Source organism: Pontibacter anaerobius, from assembly GCF_026241195.1.
Lineage (GTDB): Bacteria > Bacteroidota > Bacteroidia > Cytophagales > Hymenobacteraceae > Pontibacter > Pontibacter anaerobius.
Genome location: NZ_JAPFQO010000005.1, coordinates 108,473 through 124,310 on the forward strand (window position 1 = coordinate 108,473; position 15,838 = coordinate 124,310).

Sequence of the window (15,838 nt, forward strand, 5' to 3'; positions counted from 1 at the left end):
AATATTACATCTTGCATTTAACTATTCCAAGCCTACATAAACTAAGCACAATACTTAAAACTATGAAAAAAGCCTTGAAAGTAGTTGGTTACGTGGTGGTTTTCGCCCTTGTAGCCTTAGCTGCGGTTGTTATTTACCTGCAGTACGCTCTCCCGAACGTGGATGCCGCCCCAAACCTAACCGTGAAGAAAACTTCGGAGCAGATTGAACGTGGCCGCTACCTGGCCAACCATGTCACTGTTTGTATCGACTGCCACTCCACCCGCGACTTCTCACGACTCTCAGCGCCTCCCGTTCCGGGCACCTTTGGCAAGGGCGGTGACAAATTTGACCACAACATGGGCTTCCCCGGCACCTTCTACGCCAGGAACATCACCCCTGACAGAGAAACCGGCATAGGCACCTGGACAGACGGCGAAGTATACCGCGCTATGACCAAAGGAGTTAGCAAAGACGGCGAACCGCTTTTCCCGATGATGCCGTACGGAGCTTACAGCCAACTGACAAACGAGGATGCACACGCCATCATCGCGTACATCCGCACACTGGACCCTATCAAAAACGAGGTACCAAAGTCTGAACCGGACTTTCCGTTCAACCTGATCCTGCGCACGATGCCGTCTAACCAGATACATCCCGCCACTGATAAGGCTGTGCTGGACAACGAATTATCGCGTGGAAAGTACCTGGTAACGATTGCCGGCTGTGGCGACTGCCACTCTCCTAAAGAGGAGGAGTTGGGGAAATTCTCGGGAGGCATGGACTTTAAATTCCCAGACGGAGCCATACTACGCGCTGCCAACATCACGCCGGATAATGAAACAGGTATCGGCTCCTGGACAGAAGAAGCATTCTTGTTGCGCTTTAAGATGTACCAGGATACTGATTTTGCCAATAAACAGTTGGCGCCGGGCCAGATGCAGACACTGATGCCTTGGAAAATGTACTCCGGCATGAAAGAAGAGGACCTGCGGGCAATATACAAGTACCTGAGGACCCAGCACCCTGTTAAGAACAAAGTTGAGCGCTATACGCCGCCTGCCACTTCCTAAAATCATTATCAAAGAAACTATACTCATGAAGCTGCCTGCCCACGCGGGCAGCTTTTTTTGTTGCAGGTGTGCCCCGGATGTTGTATCATCGCTGCCAATACTACTTTACACATGCAACTTTATCACAACGAAGAAGAGAAAAACCCGGTCGCACTTGAATATGCCAGCTTCTGGAAACGTATGGCGGCTATTTTTATAGATGCCATGATCATCTCTTTTTTCATGAACCTGTTCATACTTCCTTTCATCGGCATGAACACGATTCCCGACATAACCGATATTGAGGGCCGCCTTAAGATACAGGGAATTGCGGCTTTTATAGGTTGGCTATACTATGCCGGCTTCGAGAGTTCGGCCAGACAAGCCACTTTTGGCAAGCAGATTTTCGGCATCTTCGTGACGGATACGAATGGCTACCGCATCTCTTTTGCCCGTGCTACTGGCCGTTACTTTGGCAAAATGCTGTCGGGGCTTATCCTGCTGATAGGCTACCTGATGGCTGCCTTTACAGAGCGACGCCAGGCGCTGCATGATAAACTGGCCGATACCCTGGTGCTGCAGCACCCCGGAAACAGAGAAATGTAAGGCTTGCTGCTTACCGTTATACTTACAGCTTTCTGCTAAAGTAGCGACGGATATCTGCGCTTTACTACAGTTTATGCATTACCCGCGTTTCAACCTACGGTTGTATCGTTAGACACAAATTATAATCTTATCATCCCATACTACCTTAACACACTGGCTATAAACCCGAAAACAGCTCAAGCTTAACAAAAAAGTATAAATTCTCCTCACCTCGCCGTAACCATAACACATCATCTGCTAGTATAAAAAAGTGCGCACCCTTTTAAACCTACTAAATGCACACTACCTATACCCAAAGCAAAGACAAAATAGAACTGGCAGACCTTGGCGCCCGGCTGCTTGCCTTCTCGCTGGATGTCCTGCTGCTGCTCACCTTGATCGGTATAGCAGACTACTTTACCTTTAGCAGCAACGACGATGCATTTTTTATGAAGCCGGAGCGACTCCTGCACCTGTTGCTGGGCTGGCTATACTTTGCCGGAACCGAAACCTGCCCCTGCCAGGGCACCTTGGGGAAGTACCTCATGAACCTCCGGGTGATAGGGCCGAAAGGCGGACGTATTGGTTTTAAGGCTGCTTCTGTACGCTTTTTTGCCCGGCCGGTGTCTGCCGTACTTATTGCACTCCGCTTCCTGGTCGGCTCCGACTACAGCAACCGCCGTACTTTTCATGACCGATTGGCGGGCACGCAGGTAGTAGCGCAATAGTATTTTCTCCTATTTCCCCTCCCCCGGATACATTAGCACCGTGATGTCAAACATGGGGTCTGCATTCCATTTCTCCGACTTGATGCGCTTGTAGAGCACATCCTGCACCAACGCTTTCACCTCTTGATCTGATAGGGCTTTGTTACGGTTGTAGAGGTACAGTTCACATATCACGGGGTTCAGGTTTGGCAATGTGCCGCGCGTAAACCGGGCGCTGACCTCTATCGTTTCAATGTCCTTCATTTTGTTCAATTCATCGCGCATCACCTCTGTGATCTGCGTGTTCAGGCTGCCCTTTTGCAGTGCAGGCTGCCTGGAGAACTGCCAGTAGAGCATTCCCACAATTATTAAGCCCGAGGCCAGTAGGGAAAGCCGGAACACAGACTCCCTGCCATCCGCAAAACGAACGCCTTTTACCGTAACCTTGCCCATGTACCGGAACACCAAGGCCGCCGTAAGCTGGATGACTACCAGCTGAAAGAGAAGCAGAAACACACCACTGCGCACCAACTGCCAGTTGCCGAAGTTCAGGGCCATCCCGATCAGGCCGGTAGGAGGAGAGAGCGAGGCCGCCACCAGCATGCCTACTGCTGCGCCAGCCACCAGGCTATCCCGCTCCGACTGCACCAGGTTAATACCGCCCGCCACACCAGCCGCCAGCGGCAGCAGGATCGTTACCTGCGAGATCTGGCTTACGCTCACCATCATCGGGGTGGCGTGGTCCTGCCCAATCAGGAAAGAAAGTATAAAAGTGATAAGTATGGATGCGCCAATAGCCATAAAATAACGTAGCAGGCTCTGTTTCAGCAAGCCACCTTTTCCGGCGGCGGCACCGAGCGCGGCGTTCATGGCGGGCCCGGCAAACGGCGACACCAGCATGGCTGCCACCAGCAGGTAACTGGTATTGGTGTAAAGGCCCACCCAAACCAGCATCCCTCCCACCACAGCATAGGAGAGCAGCCCGACTTTGGAACCCACGCTCTGCAGGCCGCCCAGAAATATCTCGATCGGGCTGCGGTAAGTTACATCTGTAACCTGGTCCGGGGCATCATCCTGGGGCGGATACAACGCTATAACCCCACGTGGAACAAGTGTGATCTCCGCCTTCTCATACTTGCTGAGGTCCGAGATAAACTTGCTTACACGTTGGTTGCTCAGGTGCACGGTCACGACCTCCCCCTCCTCCGCCTGCTGCACGATCAGGTTCTTGCCCTCGTGCTCCTCGGCTATCGCTTTAATTTCCTGCCCCTGTCCTTCCTTTACTTTTATAGTTAATTTGCGCATGCTCTTACTACGGAGGCAACCGCCACAGGTGTTCCGTTAAATACAAAAGCCCCTGCAACTCAGGCTGCAGGGGCTTTCGGCAAAGTATAAAGTGGGTTACTTAGCCGTGTTTCCGAAGTGGTCTGTCTCTACGGTAGCGGTACCATCCGGGGCAAGCGTCACCTTGAAAAGGTAATCGTATTCCTGCTCCGAAATATCGGGCAAAGGCCGCTCAGCCCCCAAGGCCTCCACAATCGGCAGCAGCGTATTAGAGTGTCCCGACACCACCACCGTCTGCCCCTGGTGGTTTTGCAGAATACGTTCTTTAAGTCCCATAAAATCATGTGCCTCGTACTGTTGTACCTCCAGCTTCCGGTCCTCTGCCAGCGGCTTCAGGGTGTTTTTTGTGCGGATATACTTAGTGGCAAACAGGGCGTCTACCTGCTGCTGCTCCAATAGCGTGCGCAGCGCTTCTGCACGGGCCACACCTTCCGTGGTAAGATCTGGATCCTGGTTACCTGGGTCAGAAATATCCTTTTCAGCATGGCGCACCAGGTACACTACGGTTGGCTGGGCGTTGTTGTCAACAGGGTTTACCACGGCCAGGGCTCCCTCCTGCCCCGCCGGAGATTGGCGGCAGGCCACAGCCAGCAGCATCAACAGAAATACACTAAGTTGTTTGAGTAAAGTTTTGTTCATGTAAAAGTGTGTTGGTTAGATTATGAAATTTGATTGTGTTTATACTTAGGAATGCGCCAGTTGCTCACCGGCCTGTGCCACGTTGTCGGCATCCTCGTCGCGGCCTTTCTGCCGCAGCAGGCGCACCAGGCGCTGCCGCACCTCCAGTTGGTAAGGGTACAACAACAGGGAGGCTTCGTAAATTCGAACGGCGCCGCCAATTTTTCCCTGCGCTTCCAGCATTCTTCCCTTCGCCGACAGGTGCCGGGCTTTTTCCACTACTGTCTCCGGCTTCGGGAGTTCTTTCAGGAGGGCTTTGGCCTTATTCTTCTCCCCCAGCTCCGCCAGCACCGGAACCAGCAGAAGGCGATCCTGTCCCTGCACTTTCACCTTGCCACCCAGCAACGGTTGAGCGGCGGCGCGGGCCGCTGCTTTATTTTGCAGCTGCAGGTGGTAATCAGCAATCATGGTCATATAATCCGGGCGCGGGGTGCCGGCGGCCGACAGAATGCGCTGGGCCTCCTCCAGCGTTTGGATGGCTTTTTCATACTTGCCCTGGGTGGCCAGCACTTCGGCATACTGCCTGCGCAGCGTGTACTGCTGTGGTTTTAAGGATACCAGCCGCTGCAACTCCCGCACAGCCTCCTGGTTTATACTTGTGGTGCCCTTCAGCCAGCTGGCATAGGCCAGTGCCTCATCCCGCTGGTCGCGGAGGTAGGTGGAGACGGTGGGTGCATTCTCAACATAAGCCTGGGCTACGGCAATGGCCTCCGGCACCATGCCATAGTCCACAAAAAACGCCCGGAACAGTTCATTCACCTGCGCCTGCATCAGCAGGTCATCCTCCAGGGTGGCGGCTTTTTTATAAAGCTCCATCTGGCTCATGAGGGCATCGTGGGCATTCAGTTTGCCGCTGCGCTTCATGGTTTCCTGCAACTCGGCCTCCGCCAGGTAAACAGGCGCATAATTTCGGTTGATGGTTTTGGCCTGCTCCAGCCATGCCTGCGCCTCCTTATACTTTTTCTGCCGTTGTGCCACGCCGGCGTAGGCCAGCAGGGCCGGCTGGTAGTTTTTATCCCACACCAGGGCACTGTCTAAGTATAAACCTGCTTTCTGAAGCTCATCCTGATGTTGTGCCTGCGTGGCCAGGTTCAGGTATACCTGTGCCCAGTTGCTGGCCATTGCCTGCTCGTTGCCTGCCAGGTAGGCCCGCTGCCGTGCCACCAGCCTATCCAGGAAAGTATAAAGCTCCGGATCTTTGGCCTTCAGGTCGGCGGTGGTGTTGATGGATTTGTGATTGAGCGGATGCACTTTGACAGGCTCAAAGTATGCCGGGTAAGTCTGGGCCAGGTACTCGTGCTCGTTGTTGGCGGAGTAATAATCCAGGGTGCGGTTCTTCTCCATAGCCTGGTGGTAGAGGCGGCGCACTTCGCGTTTCTCGGCATCGGTAAACACGCGCCCATGAAACAGGTGCACATACTCGTGCAGCACCACGTTACGCTCCAGGTATGAGCCACGCACCACATACTCAATGGCCGCTGCCCCACTGCCTACCCCACGTATGTCCATCCACTGGCGGTTGTCGAAGGTGGTAGCCTGCCGGAAGTATGGCGAGTTCATGGCGATGGCCAGGTCCACGTGCAGCGGCGGGATAACGAACGTTTCACCCTGTTTGCTCAGGAACGGGAAGTACACGATGCTCTCGTAGAGCTGCGACCATACCATCTTCTGCACCTCCTCGCCGGGGTAATAGGCCACATCCGGAAAAACCATGGCAAAGTTTACCGGGTCTTTGATCTGGGTCTGCTGTACCACCTGCTGCAGCGAGTCGTAGTTGTGCAGGTAAGTAAGTTGCTTTTGCTTAATAACGGCGGCCAGGGCATTGTGCGCCGGCCCGTAGTGTTTCTTTTTCTGGAGGATGCGCTGGAAAATGGCCTGTGCCGAATCCAGGCGTGTCTGCCGGTCCATCCCGAAGGCCATGTAATAGGCAGAGCCGCGCAGCATGGCAGGCAGCACCGAGTTATTATACTTCTGCTGCACCTCTTCCACCACAGCAAGCGCCTCCGGCAGCTTGTTTTCCGAGAGCAGCTTATCGGCAGGTTTCAGTGCCTCCCGCACCTGCTCATCCTCCGGCTGGGCATAATCGGCGTAGGTGAGGTTGGTATGGCCATTTCCCCAGTGCCAGTGCGTCACGTAGTGCAGCGGGTTCAGCGCCAGGGCCAGCTCCCACTGCGCCGCCATATCATCGAGTTGGGTGGCATCCACGCGGCGCCAGATGGCATACCCGTAGTTAAAGCGGGCATCAGCGTTAAATGGGTTCAGGGTGAGGCTGTTGATAAGCGGCTGCTCGGCCAGCTCCGGCTTTTGGTTCCAGAAATGCACATCCGACTCCAGCAGCCAGGCCTCCGCATTCTCACGGTTCCAGCTTTGCACCTTTTTCGCCCATTCCAGCGCCTGGCCATACTCTTTCTGCAGCATCAGCACGCGGCCAACGGCTAGTGCCGCCTCCTCGTCTCTGGGGTTTAGCTCCAGCAGTTGGTTGGCCGTGGCCATGGCTTGCTCCAGTTGCCAGGCCTGCACCTGCAACTTGCTCTGCAGCAGCAGCGCCTCGCGGTCCTTCGGGTTCTCCTGCAGCACCTGCTGTACCAGTTCCCCGGCCTGCTCAAACTCGTTCTGAAGTATAGCCAGCCTTGCCTGCGCCAGCTTTACTCCTGTGTTAGCCGGGGCAGCCTGCAGCACCTGTTCAGCCTCATGCCAAGCCCCCAGTTCAAGCAGGCGGGTTGCTTTTGGGGCCGGGTTTATGCTTGCCTGTATGGCCTCCTGCCGCTCCTGCTGCAGCTTTTTCCGCACAGCCTCCACTTCATCAGGGTGTTGGGCCAAAGCGGGTAGGGCCAGCAGAAATCCGCAGGTATAAAGCAGCAGTTTTTTGGGGAGAGAGAACATGAGGGTTCAGAAGCAAATATTAACTTTTAAAAGTATGATTTTCCTGCTTTCTATAAAAGTATAAAAGCATTATCTTGATGAAAACCAACTGTAATAGACAAATGCGACAATTAAACTACAAAGCCCCAAATGCGGCGGTAAGCAGGCCGAGGTAGACGAGTTCAGAGCCACGGGCGGCTTCCTGGCCAAGATCTTCGACATCCAGAACAAGAAATTTACGACGGTTACCTGCCGTCACTGCTCCTATACTGAAATGTATAAGGCCAGCAGCAGCCAGCTGGGTGACGTGTTTGACCTGTTTACCTAGCGTGTTACAGATTTATACTCTGCGCTCCCAAAATGCCTTGTAAAGGATTCTAAAAACGCCAGGTATACCTCTACTTTTATACAGCAACCCCGTACACTTCACATATAAATCATAACAAATCACTTTTAAACCCAGTTTAACTACAGGATTTCTACAGAATCTGAAGATAGCTTTGGGAGAATTATTAAAAGGATACATGTTAAGAAATTCGTGTCATTGCGATGAAGGTATGGGAGCTACTCGACGCATACTTGTAACCGGCAGCGCTGGTTTTATCGGCCATCACCTGGTGCTGGCACTGCAGCGGCACGGCCACACGGTAGTGGGCCTCGACAGCCTGAACAGCTACTACGACCCCAATCTGAAGTACAAGCGCCTGGAGCAGCAAGGCTTTCAGACGGATAGGATAGGACCGGAAACAGTATGGCAGAGTCTAACTTACCCCAACGCATACTTTACACAGCTCGATATTTCTGATGCCCCGGCCCTGCAGCGGCTTTTTGCTGCGCAGAAGTTTGATGTGGTGGTGAACCTAGCGGCACAAGCCGGCGTGCGCCATAGTATAGATCATCCAGAGGAGTATATTACCAGCAACCTAGTGGGTTTTGCCAATGTGCTGGAGTGCTGCCGCCGCTATAGTATAAAGCACCTGCTGTTTGCCTCATCCAGCTCTGTATACGGGCTAAATGAGCAGACACCTTTCAGCACCAGCCACCGCACTGATACCCCTATCTCGTTTTACGCGGCCACTAAAAAGGCCAATGAGGTAATGGCACATAGCTACGCACACCTGTACGGCATCCCGACCACAGGCCTTCGCTTTTTTACGGTGTATGGTCCATGGGGCCGGCCTGATATGGCATACTACATCTTTTCCAAAGCAATTGTAGAGGGCAAACAGATCCGGATTTTCAACAACGGGGATATGCTGCGGGATTTCACGTATGTGGATGATGTGGTGGAGAGCATGGTGCAGCTGCTTAACATAACGCCTGAAGCAAACCCGGTGCCTTTTAAACTGTATAATATCGGCAATAACCAGCCGGAGCAACTGATGGAAATGGTGGCTATTCTGGAACGCCTGCTGCAGCGCAAGGCAAGACTGGACTTACAGCCCATGCAGCCCGGCGATGTGCAAACAACCTGCGCCGACGTGAATGACCTGATGCTGACATCGGGCTTCAGGCCCAGAACATCGCTGGAGGAGGGGCTAACCAATTTTGTGGCGTGGTTTAAAGCCTACCACCACGTAGAGGAAGCGCCGCAACTGCAGACGAAATAGCTAAGGACGGCGCTCGTAGCGGTTTATATATACCAGTTCCAGCCGCCGCATGAGGTACACAGACACAATCAGCCACATAAACCCGATGCCGTAGCCCGCCAGCACATCGGTGGCATAGTGCACTTTTAGGTAAATGCGGCTAAACCCGATGAGCAATACGAGCAGCGTGAGCAGTAGTATACTTACCCAACGCCATACTTTGTGACGCACGGTGTGCCATACAATGTAAATGAGCAAGCCGTAAAAAGCACCGCCGATCATGGCATGGCCGCTCGGAAAGCTTAGCCCCGACTGCTCCAGCAGGGCGAAGGCGGGGCGGGGCCGCTCAAAAAACCGTTTCAGGGCTTGGTTGAGGATGGAGGTGGAGAAGGAAATGAGCAGCACTTTCAGGGCGTACCAGCGCCAGGCGCGGAAGAAGCTGAAGACAAGCACCACCAGCGGCGGCGTTACCAGCAGGTATTCGGCTGAAGCAAAAAAAGAGATTACCCTCATGGCCTGCGTCATCTGGGGCGAAGCCAGGCGATCGGCAAAGGCAAAGAGGGCGTTATCCAGGGTACTGTCACGGATGTTGAAGACGAGGTGCGCCATCAAGAGAAACAGCAGCAGGCAAAGCGCCATGGCAAAGCCCAGCACCAGCACCTCTGCGGTGAGAAGCGCCAGCAGGCGCAGGAAGGTCTGAGTTAGCCGCTGTCTCATACATTGAAAGAGTACGCACTGCCAACTTCAGTGGTTAAAGTATAAACTTTGCTGCTGCCGCTGCAGTTAAACAGTATACAGCTAAAAAACTTGTAGATAGAAACATAAAATTAAGCAGCATGCTTTATCAAGGGTTTGATTCTATTACACTTACGGTGCTGGTGCCAGTGTATAACGAGGAGGGCTGCCTGCAGCGCTTCCGGGAGGCGATGGATGCTTTTCTGGCGCAGTCGCCGGTGCCTACCCAGGTGCTTTTTATCAACGATGGCTCCACCGACAGCAGCCTTAACCAGATTCGCGGGATCTGCCATGGCACCGCCGGCTACAGCTACATCTCCCTGGACCGAAACCACGGCCTCAGCACCGCCATCAAAGCCGGAGTAGACCATAGCCAGACCACCCACATCGGCTACATCGATTCCGACCTGCAAACCTCCCCGCTGGACTTTATGCTGCTGCTGGAGCATGTGCCCCAGCACGAGATGGTTATCGGCATCCGGGCCAGGCGCAAGGATACGTTCATCAAGAAAATTTCTTCTAAGATTGCAAACAGCTTCCGGCGCTACATGATCAACGATGGCATTGTGGATACCGGCTGTCCGCTCAAGATCATGGATACCGCCTACGCCAGGCGTGTGCCTTTTTTCGATGGTATGCACCGCTTCCTGCCGGCGCTCATACAACTGCAGGGCGGAAAGGTAAAGCAGCTGCCGGTGCAGCACTTTGAGCGCTTTGCAGGCTACTCCAAGTACCACCTGTTCAACAGGCTGTGGGGCCCGCTTAACGACACCTTCGCCTTCCGGTGGATGCGCAAGCGCTACATAACCTATGGCATAGCCGATCAATTCGAAAACCAGCCTGTAGCCAATGGACATTTCTGAGATGCTCATATACGGCATCGGGCTGCTCGCGCAGTTGCTGTTCTCGGCGCGTATCATCATTCAGTGGGTTATGTCGGAGCGGGTGGGCAAGGTGCTCTCCCCCGCCTCTTTCTGGACCACCAGTATGCTGGCCTCTATCCTGCTGATGGCCTACGGCGCCCTGCGTAACGACATTGTTATAGTAGGCGGGCAACTGATCTCCTACTTCATTTATATACGCAACATCAAGCTGAAGAATGTGTGGGAGGGGCTGTCGTGGCCTGTGCGCTGGGGAGCCTTGCTTTTCCCGGTTGTAGCTATAGGCTGGCTAATCTGGAGCGATACCTACAGCTTCAGTTACATTATGGCGCATAGTAGGGTCTCGGGGGCGCTCATTGCCTGGGGCGGTGCCGGGCAGCTGGTTTTTACGCTGCGCTTTGTGTACCAGTGGTGGCATTCTGAGCGGCAGCAGGAGTCAGTTATCCCTATCGGTTTCTGGGTTATCAGCCTGGCAGGCAGCCTCATGATCATGTCTTATGCCGCGCTGCGCCTGGACCCGGTGCTGTTTCTGGGGCAAATATTTGGAGTAGCCGCATATAGCCGTAACTTTATTATCGGAATCCGCGAGCAGCGGGAAGCCCGGCAACCTTCTACATTAAACTAAACCTGATGCTGCAACACCGCAAACACCGTACAGACCAAACGCTGTATGGCCTGCTTCTCGTGCTGTTTCTGCTACTGCTGTTTAATTTAGGGGGATGGGGTGTGATCGAGACCAGCGAGGCCCGTTACGCCGAAATCAGCCGTGAAATGTGGCTTAGCGGCGATCTGCTGCACCCGCGCCTGCTGGGCATTCAACATTTCCATAAACCGCCGGTTACTTACATCATCTCGGCTATGGGGATGCTGCTTTTCGGGCCAGACGCTTTTGGCGCGCGTTTTTTCCTGCAGGTTTCGCTGCTGCTGCAAGTATGGCTGGTATACCTTATCGGCAACGAACTGTTTAAGGAGCCACGGCAGGCGCTGCTGGCGGCGGTGGTGTACCTCACCATTCCGGCAGTGCTTATCTCAGCCCGCAACCTCACCACCGATTCTTTCCTGACCACCTTTGAGCTGGCGGCCATATTTGCCTGGCTAAAGTATAAAACACATGCCAAAGCCGGGTGGCTATACTTTTTCTACCTGCTGCTGGCCTTGGCCTTCCTCACGAAAGGGCCTGTCGGGTTGATCTTCCCGGTGCTGGCGGCTATCGGCTTTGGCGGTAACTTCACTTCTGCCACTAACCGAGTTGCGGGCTGGCACCACCTGCCCGCCCTCCTGCTGTTTCTGGTGATCGGGAGTTCCTGGTATGTATACCTCATGCTCCAGGACCCGCAATTCGTAGATTACTTCCTGTTTAAGCACACCGTGCAGCGCTACGCTAACCCCGAAACCTTCGGCCGCTCCAAGCCCTGGTGGTTTTACCTGGTGCTGGCCCCGGCGCTCAGCCTACCCTGGTCTGCCATACTTTTACTGCAGGTAAAGAAACTGAAAGACCTGCCGGGCCCGCTCAAGCGCCTGTTTATACTTTGGATACTCGTGCCGCTGGTGTTCTTCTCTTTCTCCGGCTCCAAGCTTATACTTTATATCCTGCCCATTTTTGCCGGACAGGCCTTGTTGACTGTTTGGATGCTTTATAACATGCCTGCCCCGGCACTGAAGCGGGCCATGCACGGAGGTTTGCTATACTTTACGGTGCTGGCGGTGGCTCTTTTCGTAGCGCCCTTGCTGCCAGTGGGTATTGTACTGCCCTGGCGGGTGCTTACGTTCCCTGTACTGATACTGGGCGCTTTCTACATACTTTGGACCGGTGAAAGGCCAAACCAGCAAAAACTTGTTTATGGCGCATTGGTCTTCACTGCTTTGCTCCTGCCCTACTCCACAAAGTTACTGGCCTACAACCCGCAGTTCACGAATGGCAGCCGCCCGATTGCAGAAGTTATACGGGCCAACAACCTGGAAGAGCGGCCAATCCTGGTTTACAATAAACTTTTACCCTCCCTGGCTTTTGAACTGAACAGAAGTATAGTTTCCCTGGAAGACGGAAGCAGCCACCTGGAGCGGGAAGTGCAGTTTGAGCAGGATGAGCAGTGGCGGGAGCAACTGCTGCAGCTTAACCAACAAGAGGACATGGAGCGGCTAAAGGAGCTTTTACAGCAGCACCCGGTTCTCGTGGTAAAAAACAAGCTACCAGAGGAACGCCAGTGGATATTGCAGCACTTTAAAAACCAGGTGCAGGCAGGTAAGTGGATGGTGTATTTTTAACTCCCCTAGCATTTAAGCAGCCGATTGTCATCCCCCTGCATCCTTGGGAGGAAGAGCCTTTCTTTCTCTTTTTCAGTCATCCTGGAGGAATTTTGTGGGCCAGTAGCATTGGCTTAAGCTAAAGTACAAGCTCCATGGCTGCTGGTGTAGCGCGGACAGGTCGCGACCTGTCTGTGCGAAGGTGTAAACTCACCCCTTGAGAGCTACGCTCGCTAACTTAAAACTCCCGTTTTGGCTAGTCCCGAAAGGGGAGTTTTCCAACCACCCCTGCCCCTCAGAGCTACGCTCGCTACCTTCGAACTCGCGTTCTCGGTAGTCCAAGGAGGGGAGCCTGTACTTACTGATGTTGAAGCGTAAGTTTCCTAGTTGGGGATGGCTGTCATCAGCAAAAGTATGAACCCACCCCTAGCCCCTCCGAGGAGGGGAATTTCACCTCTCCCCAGCCCTCTCCTTTTCTCGAGGGCCCCTACCCCAAAACAGGAGAGGGAGTCCGGTCCCAGTGGTATAGCAATGGCTATCGAAAACTGTTCCCAGTCTTTGGGTTGAGCGCCTATGGAGTTTTTCGGTCCCGCGAGAGCGGGATTGCAAAGCGACAGCGAGCAAAGAAAAGCTCCCACCGCGATGCGGGAAGACGAGCCCTCCCGGGCTGGAGGGAGCCAAGGCCAGAGATGAAACGATAGCCTTTGTAAGACTGAGGATCAGCAGTAGCTAAAAGGATAGCTTGTGTCCTGCTGAAGGAAGCGGCGGCGATGAAAGTATAAAGTATGGATTGCGCGGATTTTGAAATCCGCGGCAGAGACGTTCCGGACAGGGATGTCTGGAACAACTGGAAAGGCAAGTATAAAAGTATGGCCAAAGTATAAGGGATGGCTTTTCAAGCCAGTTGAGTTAAAAACTCAGCACTATTATAAATACTTGCGCCAAGGAAGGGCTTGCGCCTGAAATAGGGAAAGGCCAGAAAGGTTAATTTATTCTCTCCTAGCCCCGGCTAAACAAAAAAGGCTGATCCGAAGATCAGCCTTTTAATGATTTAGTGTGCGCAAGAAAGGACTCGAACCTTCACACCTTGCGGAACTGCCGCCTGAAGACAGCGCGTCTACCAATTTCGCCACTTGCGCTTAATTCACTATATCAGATTAACGTCCCAAAACCCTTTAACCCTTTGTGTTTATTGGGAGTGCAAAAGTAGTATGCTGCTTTATCCTAAACAATAGCCCCTGCAAAAAAAATTATTTTTTTTCTTCGTGCTCTTCCAGCACAATAGGCGTGATCTCTTTTCCGGAGAAGCGCTCGATACGGCGCAAGGTCGTGATACCGATGATAACCCACAGGAAACCAGCCGAAAACCCTGCAAGCACATCTGAGGCATAGTGCACCCGCAGGTAGATCCGGCTAAACCCGATCAGCACCACAAAAACACTCAGCAGCACAATCAGCGTGTTGCGCACATGCACGTTCTTCACGTTGTGCCACACCAGGTAGATCAGCAGCCCGTAAAACGAGGCCGCCACCATGCTGTGCCCGCTCGGGAAACTCAGCCCCGACGCCTCCACCAGCGGTGACATGGGCCGCTCCCGGTCAAAGAAATACTTGAGGATAATGTTCAGCGTGATGCTGCCCAGCGCCACCACCGGCACCTTCAGCGAGTTCCAGCGGTGCTTGCGCACAAACAGGTAATAGGCTACAAGCGCCAGCGCCATGGGTGTCAGGAACTGCCGCGAGGCAAAGAAGGTGACGAACTTGATAAAGCCATCCATGTAAGGGTTGCCCAGACTGGCCGCAAAGTTGAAGGCCGCCTCGTCCAGACCCTCTGTGTCGCCTTCCAGCACCTCGCTACCCAGGTACAGAAAACCGATGATGCAGACCAGGAACAGCAGCCACACAAATATCAGTTCCACGGTAAACAGCGCCGTGGAGGCCATCATTCTTTTATAGAAACTTCGGATCATATCGCTCTGAAAAACTTAAAAGGTAAAGTATGGCCGGCATTGATTAGCCCATACTTACGTATCAATAAATTAATTGAACATATATAGAACTATGAAAGAGAGCATCAGGTTGTTTGTTGCCGCCGCTTTGCCCCCGGCGCTACTTTCTAAACTACAGGATCAGCTGCAGCATTTCGAGCACCCGACCCTCCGTATGCTGCCACCCCAGAACTTACACCTCACGCTATACTTTATCGGCAATGTGCCGCATCAGGAGCTGCCAGGTATAAAAGCGCGTGTAGCCCGCGTGGCGCAGCAGCACCAGCCTTTTACGCTGCAATTTGAGCGAACAGAGCCAGGCCCGAAACCAAAGTCTCCCCGGCTGGTGTGGGCCCGTTTTGCTCCGCACCCCGCTTTCGAGTCGCTTAGCCGCCACCTGACGGAGGAACTGGCCGAACAACCACCCGAAAAGCATAAAGCTATTCCCCATATTACGTTAGCCCGCTACCGCAAGGATGCAAAGCCGCCCAAACAGCTGCCATACCCGGAAGCCGAAGAGCCGCTGGAGTTGCCGGTGCAGGAGGTGGCGCTGTGGCAATCGGTGCTGGGCTCGCCGCACCCCACCTACAAGGTACTGGAGCGCTACCCCCTGGGTTAAAACCTGCGGCTGCCAAACACAGTAAACAAACTACTTCAAACAGATATAACCTGACAAACCAATATGAATCAATCGGAGCTTACCGAGCTGATGATGGGCCTGAAAGACAAAGGCCTGACCGTAGCTTTTGCCGAGAGTTGCACGGGTGGCATGTTAGCCTCCGAGTTTGTAAAAGCCAAAGGCAGCAGCGAAGTGCTAAAAGGCAGCCTGGTAGTGTACCAGCCGGAAGTGAAGCAGAAACTGCTGGGGGTGAAAAAAGAGACTCTAGACCTGTACACAGCAGAGTCGCAGCAGGTAACGAACGAGCTGGTAATGGGCCTGAAGAAGCTCCTGGATGCCGACATCAGCGTGGCCACCACCGGACTGGCCGGCCCCGGGGGCTCCGAAACCGAAGAGAAACCTGTGGGCACGATGTTCGTCTCCGTGCTCTATGACGGCAAGGCCGAGGAGTTCCGGGAGGTGTTTAAAGGCAACACCGAGAGCGTACGCAAACAGCTTGTCGATTATATTTTTGACAAACTAAAAGGCGTGCTGGAGCAGCATTACGACCGCTAATCGCTAATTTGCGACTGTAC

At 53.6% G+C, this 15,838-nt stretch carries 15 protein-coding genes and 1 tRNA gene; 10 read left to right on the plus strand and 6 right to left on the minus strand.

Annotated elements, in window-relative coordinates; translation table 11 throughout:
* Positions 1-62 precede the first annotated feature (62 nt).
* From OO017_RS08665 to OO017_RS08675, 3 genes are all read left to right on the plus strand, one after another.
* Positions 63-1,052 (plus strand): c-type cytochrome, encoded by a 990-nt coding sequence (locus tag OO017_RS08665; protein ID WP_266052082.1) that lies wholly within the window; start codon positions 63-65, stop codon positions 1,050-1,052.
* Between the two features lie 111 nt (positions 1,053-1,163).
* On the plus strand, positions 1,164-1,637 hold the full coding sequence (locus tag OO017_RS08670) for an RDD family protein (RefSeq protein ID WP_266052083.1): 474 nt from the start codon (positions 1,164-1,166) through the stop codon (positions 1,635-1,637).
* A 275-nt stretch (positions 1,638-1,912) separates the two neighbouring features.
* Complete coding sequence (locus OO017_RS08675) at positions 1,913-2,344, plus strand: RDD family protein (RefSeq protein WP_266052084.1); 432 nt, start codon at positions 1,913-1,915, stop codon at positions 2,342-2,344.
* A 9-nt stretch (positions 2,345-2,353) separates the two neighbouring features.
* Here OO017_RS08675 and OO017_RS08680 read toward each other — a convergent pair whose 3' ends face one another.
* The 3 genes from OO017_RS08680 to OO017_RS08690 all read right to left on the minus strand — a co-directional run bounded on the left by OO017_RS08680 (position 2,354) and on the right by OO017_RS08690 (position 7,228).
* A complete protein-coding gene (locus OO017_RS08680; protein WP_266052085.1) occupies positions 2,354-3,628 on the minus strand; it encodes a DUF389 domain-containing protein in 1,275 nt (424 codons plus the stop codon).
* Between the two features lie 96 nt (positions 3,629-3,724).
* On the minus strand, positions 3,725-4,306 hold the full coding sequence (locus tag OO017_RS08685; protein WP_266052086.1) for a SixA phosphatase family protein: 582 nt from the start codon (positions 4,304-4,306) through the stop codon (positions 3,725-3,727).
* Positions 4,307-4,351: 45 nt separating this feature from the next.
* Positions 4,352-7,228, minus strand: a complete 2,877-nt coding sequence (locus tag OO017_RS08690; protein WP_266052087.1) for a tetratricopeptide repeat protein — start codon at positions 7,226-7,228, stop codon at positions 4,352-4,354.
* Positions 7,229-7,337: 109 nt separating this feature from the next.
* Here OO017_RS08690 and OO017_RS20010 point away from each other — a divergent pair, with 109 nt between their 5' ends.
* Positions 7,338-7,535 (plus strand): zinc ribbon domain-containing protein, encoded by a 198-nt coding sequence (locus tag OO017_RS20010; RefSeq protein WP_369426425.1) that lies wholly within the window; start codon positions 7,338-7,340, stop codon positions 7,533-7,535.
* A gap of 229 nt (positions 7,536-7,764) precedes the next feature.
* On the plus strand, positions 7,765-8,817 hold the full coding sequence (locus OO017_RS08695; RefSeq protein ID WP_266052088.1) for an NAD-dependent epimerase/dehydratase family protein: 1,053 nt from the start codon (positions 7,765-7,767) through the stop codon (positions 8,815-8,817).
* On the opposite strand, the gene OO017_RS08700 is transcribed toward OO017_RS08695, so the two are convergent.
* On the minus strand, positions 8,818-9,513 hold the full coding sequence (locus OO017_RS08700; RefSeq protein WP_266052089.1) for a phosphatase PAP2 family protein: 696 nt from the start codon (positions 9,511-9,513) through the stop codon (positions 8,818-8,820).
* A gap of 119 nt (positions 9,514-9,632) precedes the next feature.
* On the opposite strand from OO017_RS08700, the gene OO017_RS08705 reads away from it, so the two are divergent.
* Genes OO017_RS08705 through OO017_RS08715 form a run of 3 tightly spaced genes read left to right on the plus strand, consistent with a single transcriptional unit; the run spans position 9,633 to position 12,677 of the window.
* Positions 9,633-10,394 (plus strand): glycosyltransferase, encoded by a 762-nt coding sequence (locus tag OO017_RS08705; protein ID WP_266052090.1) that lies wholly within the window; start codon positions 9,633-9,635, stop codon positions 10,392-10,394.
* Positions 10,381-11,037 carry a lipid-A-disaccharide synthase N-terminal domain-containing protein gene (locus tag OO017_RS08710; RefSeq protein ID WP_266052091.1) on the plus strand — a complete coding sequence of 219 codons (657 nt, stop codon included), beginning with the start codon at positions 10,381-10,383 and terminating at the stop codon, positions 11,035-11,037. Before OO017_RS08705 ends, OO017_RS08710 begins: the two co-directional genes overlap by 14 nt.
* A 5-nt stretch (positions 11,038-11,042) precedes the next feature.
* Entirely contained in the window at positions 11,043-12,677 is a 1,635-nt protein-coding gene (locus OO017_RS08715) for a glycosyltransferase family 39 protein (RefSeq protein ID WP_266052092.1), read from the plus strand.
* Between the two features lie 1,036 nt (positions 12,678-13,713).
* Here OO017_RS08715 and OO017_RS08720 read toward each other — a convergent pair.
* Both OO017_RS08720 and OO017_RS08725 read right to left on the minus strand, forming a co-directional pair.
* Positions 13,714-13,795 (minus strand) — tRNA-Leu (locus tag OO017_RS08720).
* A gap of 111 nt (positions 13,796-13,906) precedes the next feature.
* Positions 13,907-14,626 carry a phosphatase PAP2 family protein gene (locus OO017_RS08725; protein WP_266052093.1) on the minus strand — a complete coding sequence of 240 codons (720 nt, stop codon included), beginning with the start codon at positions 14,624-14,626 and terminating at the stop codon, positions 13,907-13,909.
* A 91-nt stretch (positions 14,627-14,717) separates the two neighbouring features.
* On the opposite strand from OO017_RS08725, the gene thpR reads away from it, so the two are divergent.
* Both thpR and OO017_RS08735 read left to right on the plus strand, forming a co-directional pair.
* A complete protein-coding gene (gene thpR, locus OO017_RS08730; RefSeq protein ID WP_266052094.1) occupies positions 14,718-15,263 on the plus strand; it encodes an RNA 2',3'-cyclic phosphodiesterase in 546 nt (181 codons plus the stop codon).
* 63 nt (positions 15,264-15,326) lie between these two features.
* Positions 15,327-15,818, plus strand: a complete 492-nt coding sequence (locus tag OO017_RS08735; RefSeq protein WP_266052095.1) for a CinA family protein — start codon at positions 15,327-15,329, stop codon at positions 15,816-15,818.
* The last annotated feature ends 20 nt before the right edge of the window (positions 15,819-15,838 follow it).

Coding starts and splice junctions, on each gene's coding strand:
- OO017_RS08665 (WP_266052082.1), top strand. CDS start 63: ATGAAAAAAGCCTTGAAAGTAGTTGGTTACGTGGTGGTTTTCGCCCTT.
- OO017_RS08670 (WP_266052083.1), top strand. CDS start 1,164: ATGCAACTTTATCACAACGAAGAAGAGAAAAACCCGGTCGCACTTGAA.
- OO017_RS08675 (WP_266052084.1), top strand. CDS start 1,913: ATGCACACTACCTATACCCAAAGCAAAGACAAAATAGAACTGGCAGAC.
- OO017_RS08680 (WP_266052085.1), bottom strand. CDS start 3,628: ATGCGCAAATTAACTATAAAAGTAAAGGAAGGACAGGGGCAGGAAATT.
- OO017_RS08685 (WP_266052086.1), bottom strand. CDS start 4,306: ATGAACAAAACTTTACTCAAACAACTTAGTGTATTTCTGTTGATGCTG.
- OO017_RS08690 (WP_266052087.1), bottom strand. CDS start 7,228: ATGTTCTCTCTCCCCAAAAAACTGCTGCTTTATACCTGCGGATTTCTG.
- OO017_RS08695 (WP_266052088.1), top strand. CDS start 7,765: ATGGGAGCTACTCGACGCATACTTGTAACCGGCAGCGCTGGTTTTATC.
- OO017_RS08700 (WP_266052089.1), bottom strand. CDS start 9,513: ATGAGACAGCGGCTAACTCAGACCTTCCTGCGCCTGCTGGCGCTTCTC.
- OO017_RS08705 (WP_266052090.1), top strand. CDS start 9,633: ATGCTTTATCAAGGGTTTGATTCTATTACACTTACGGTGCTGGTGCCA.
- OO017_RS08710 (WP_266052091.1), top strand. CDS start 10,381: ATGGACATTTCTGAGATGCTCATATACGGCATCGGGCTGCTCGCGCAG.
- OO017_RS08715 (WP_266052092.1), top strand. CDS start 11,043: ATGCTGCAACACCGCAAACACCGTACAGACCAAACGCTGTATGGCCTG.
- OO017_RS08725 (WP_266052093.1), bottom strand. CDS start 14,626: ATGATCCGAAGTTTCTATAAAAGAATGATGGCCTCCACGGCGCTGTTT.
- thpR (WP_266052094.1), top strand. CDS start 14,718: ATGAAAGAGAGCATCAGGTTGTTTGTTGCCGCCGCTTTGCCCCCGGCG.
- OO017_RS08735 (WP_266052095.1), top strand. CDS start 15,327: ATGAATCAATCGGAGCTTACCGAGCTGATGATGGGCCTGAAAGACAAA.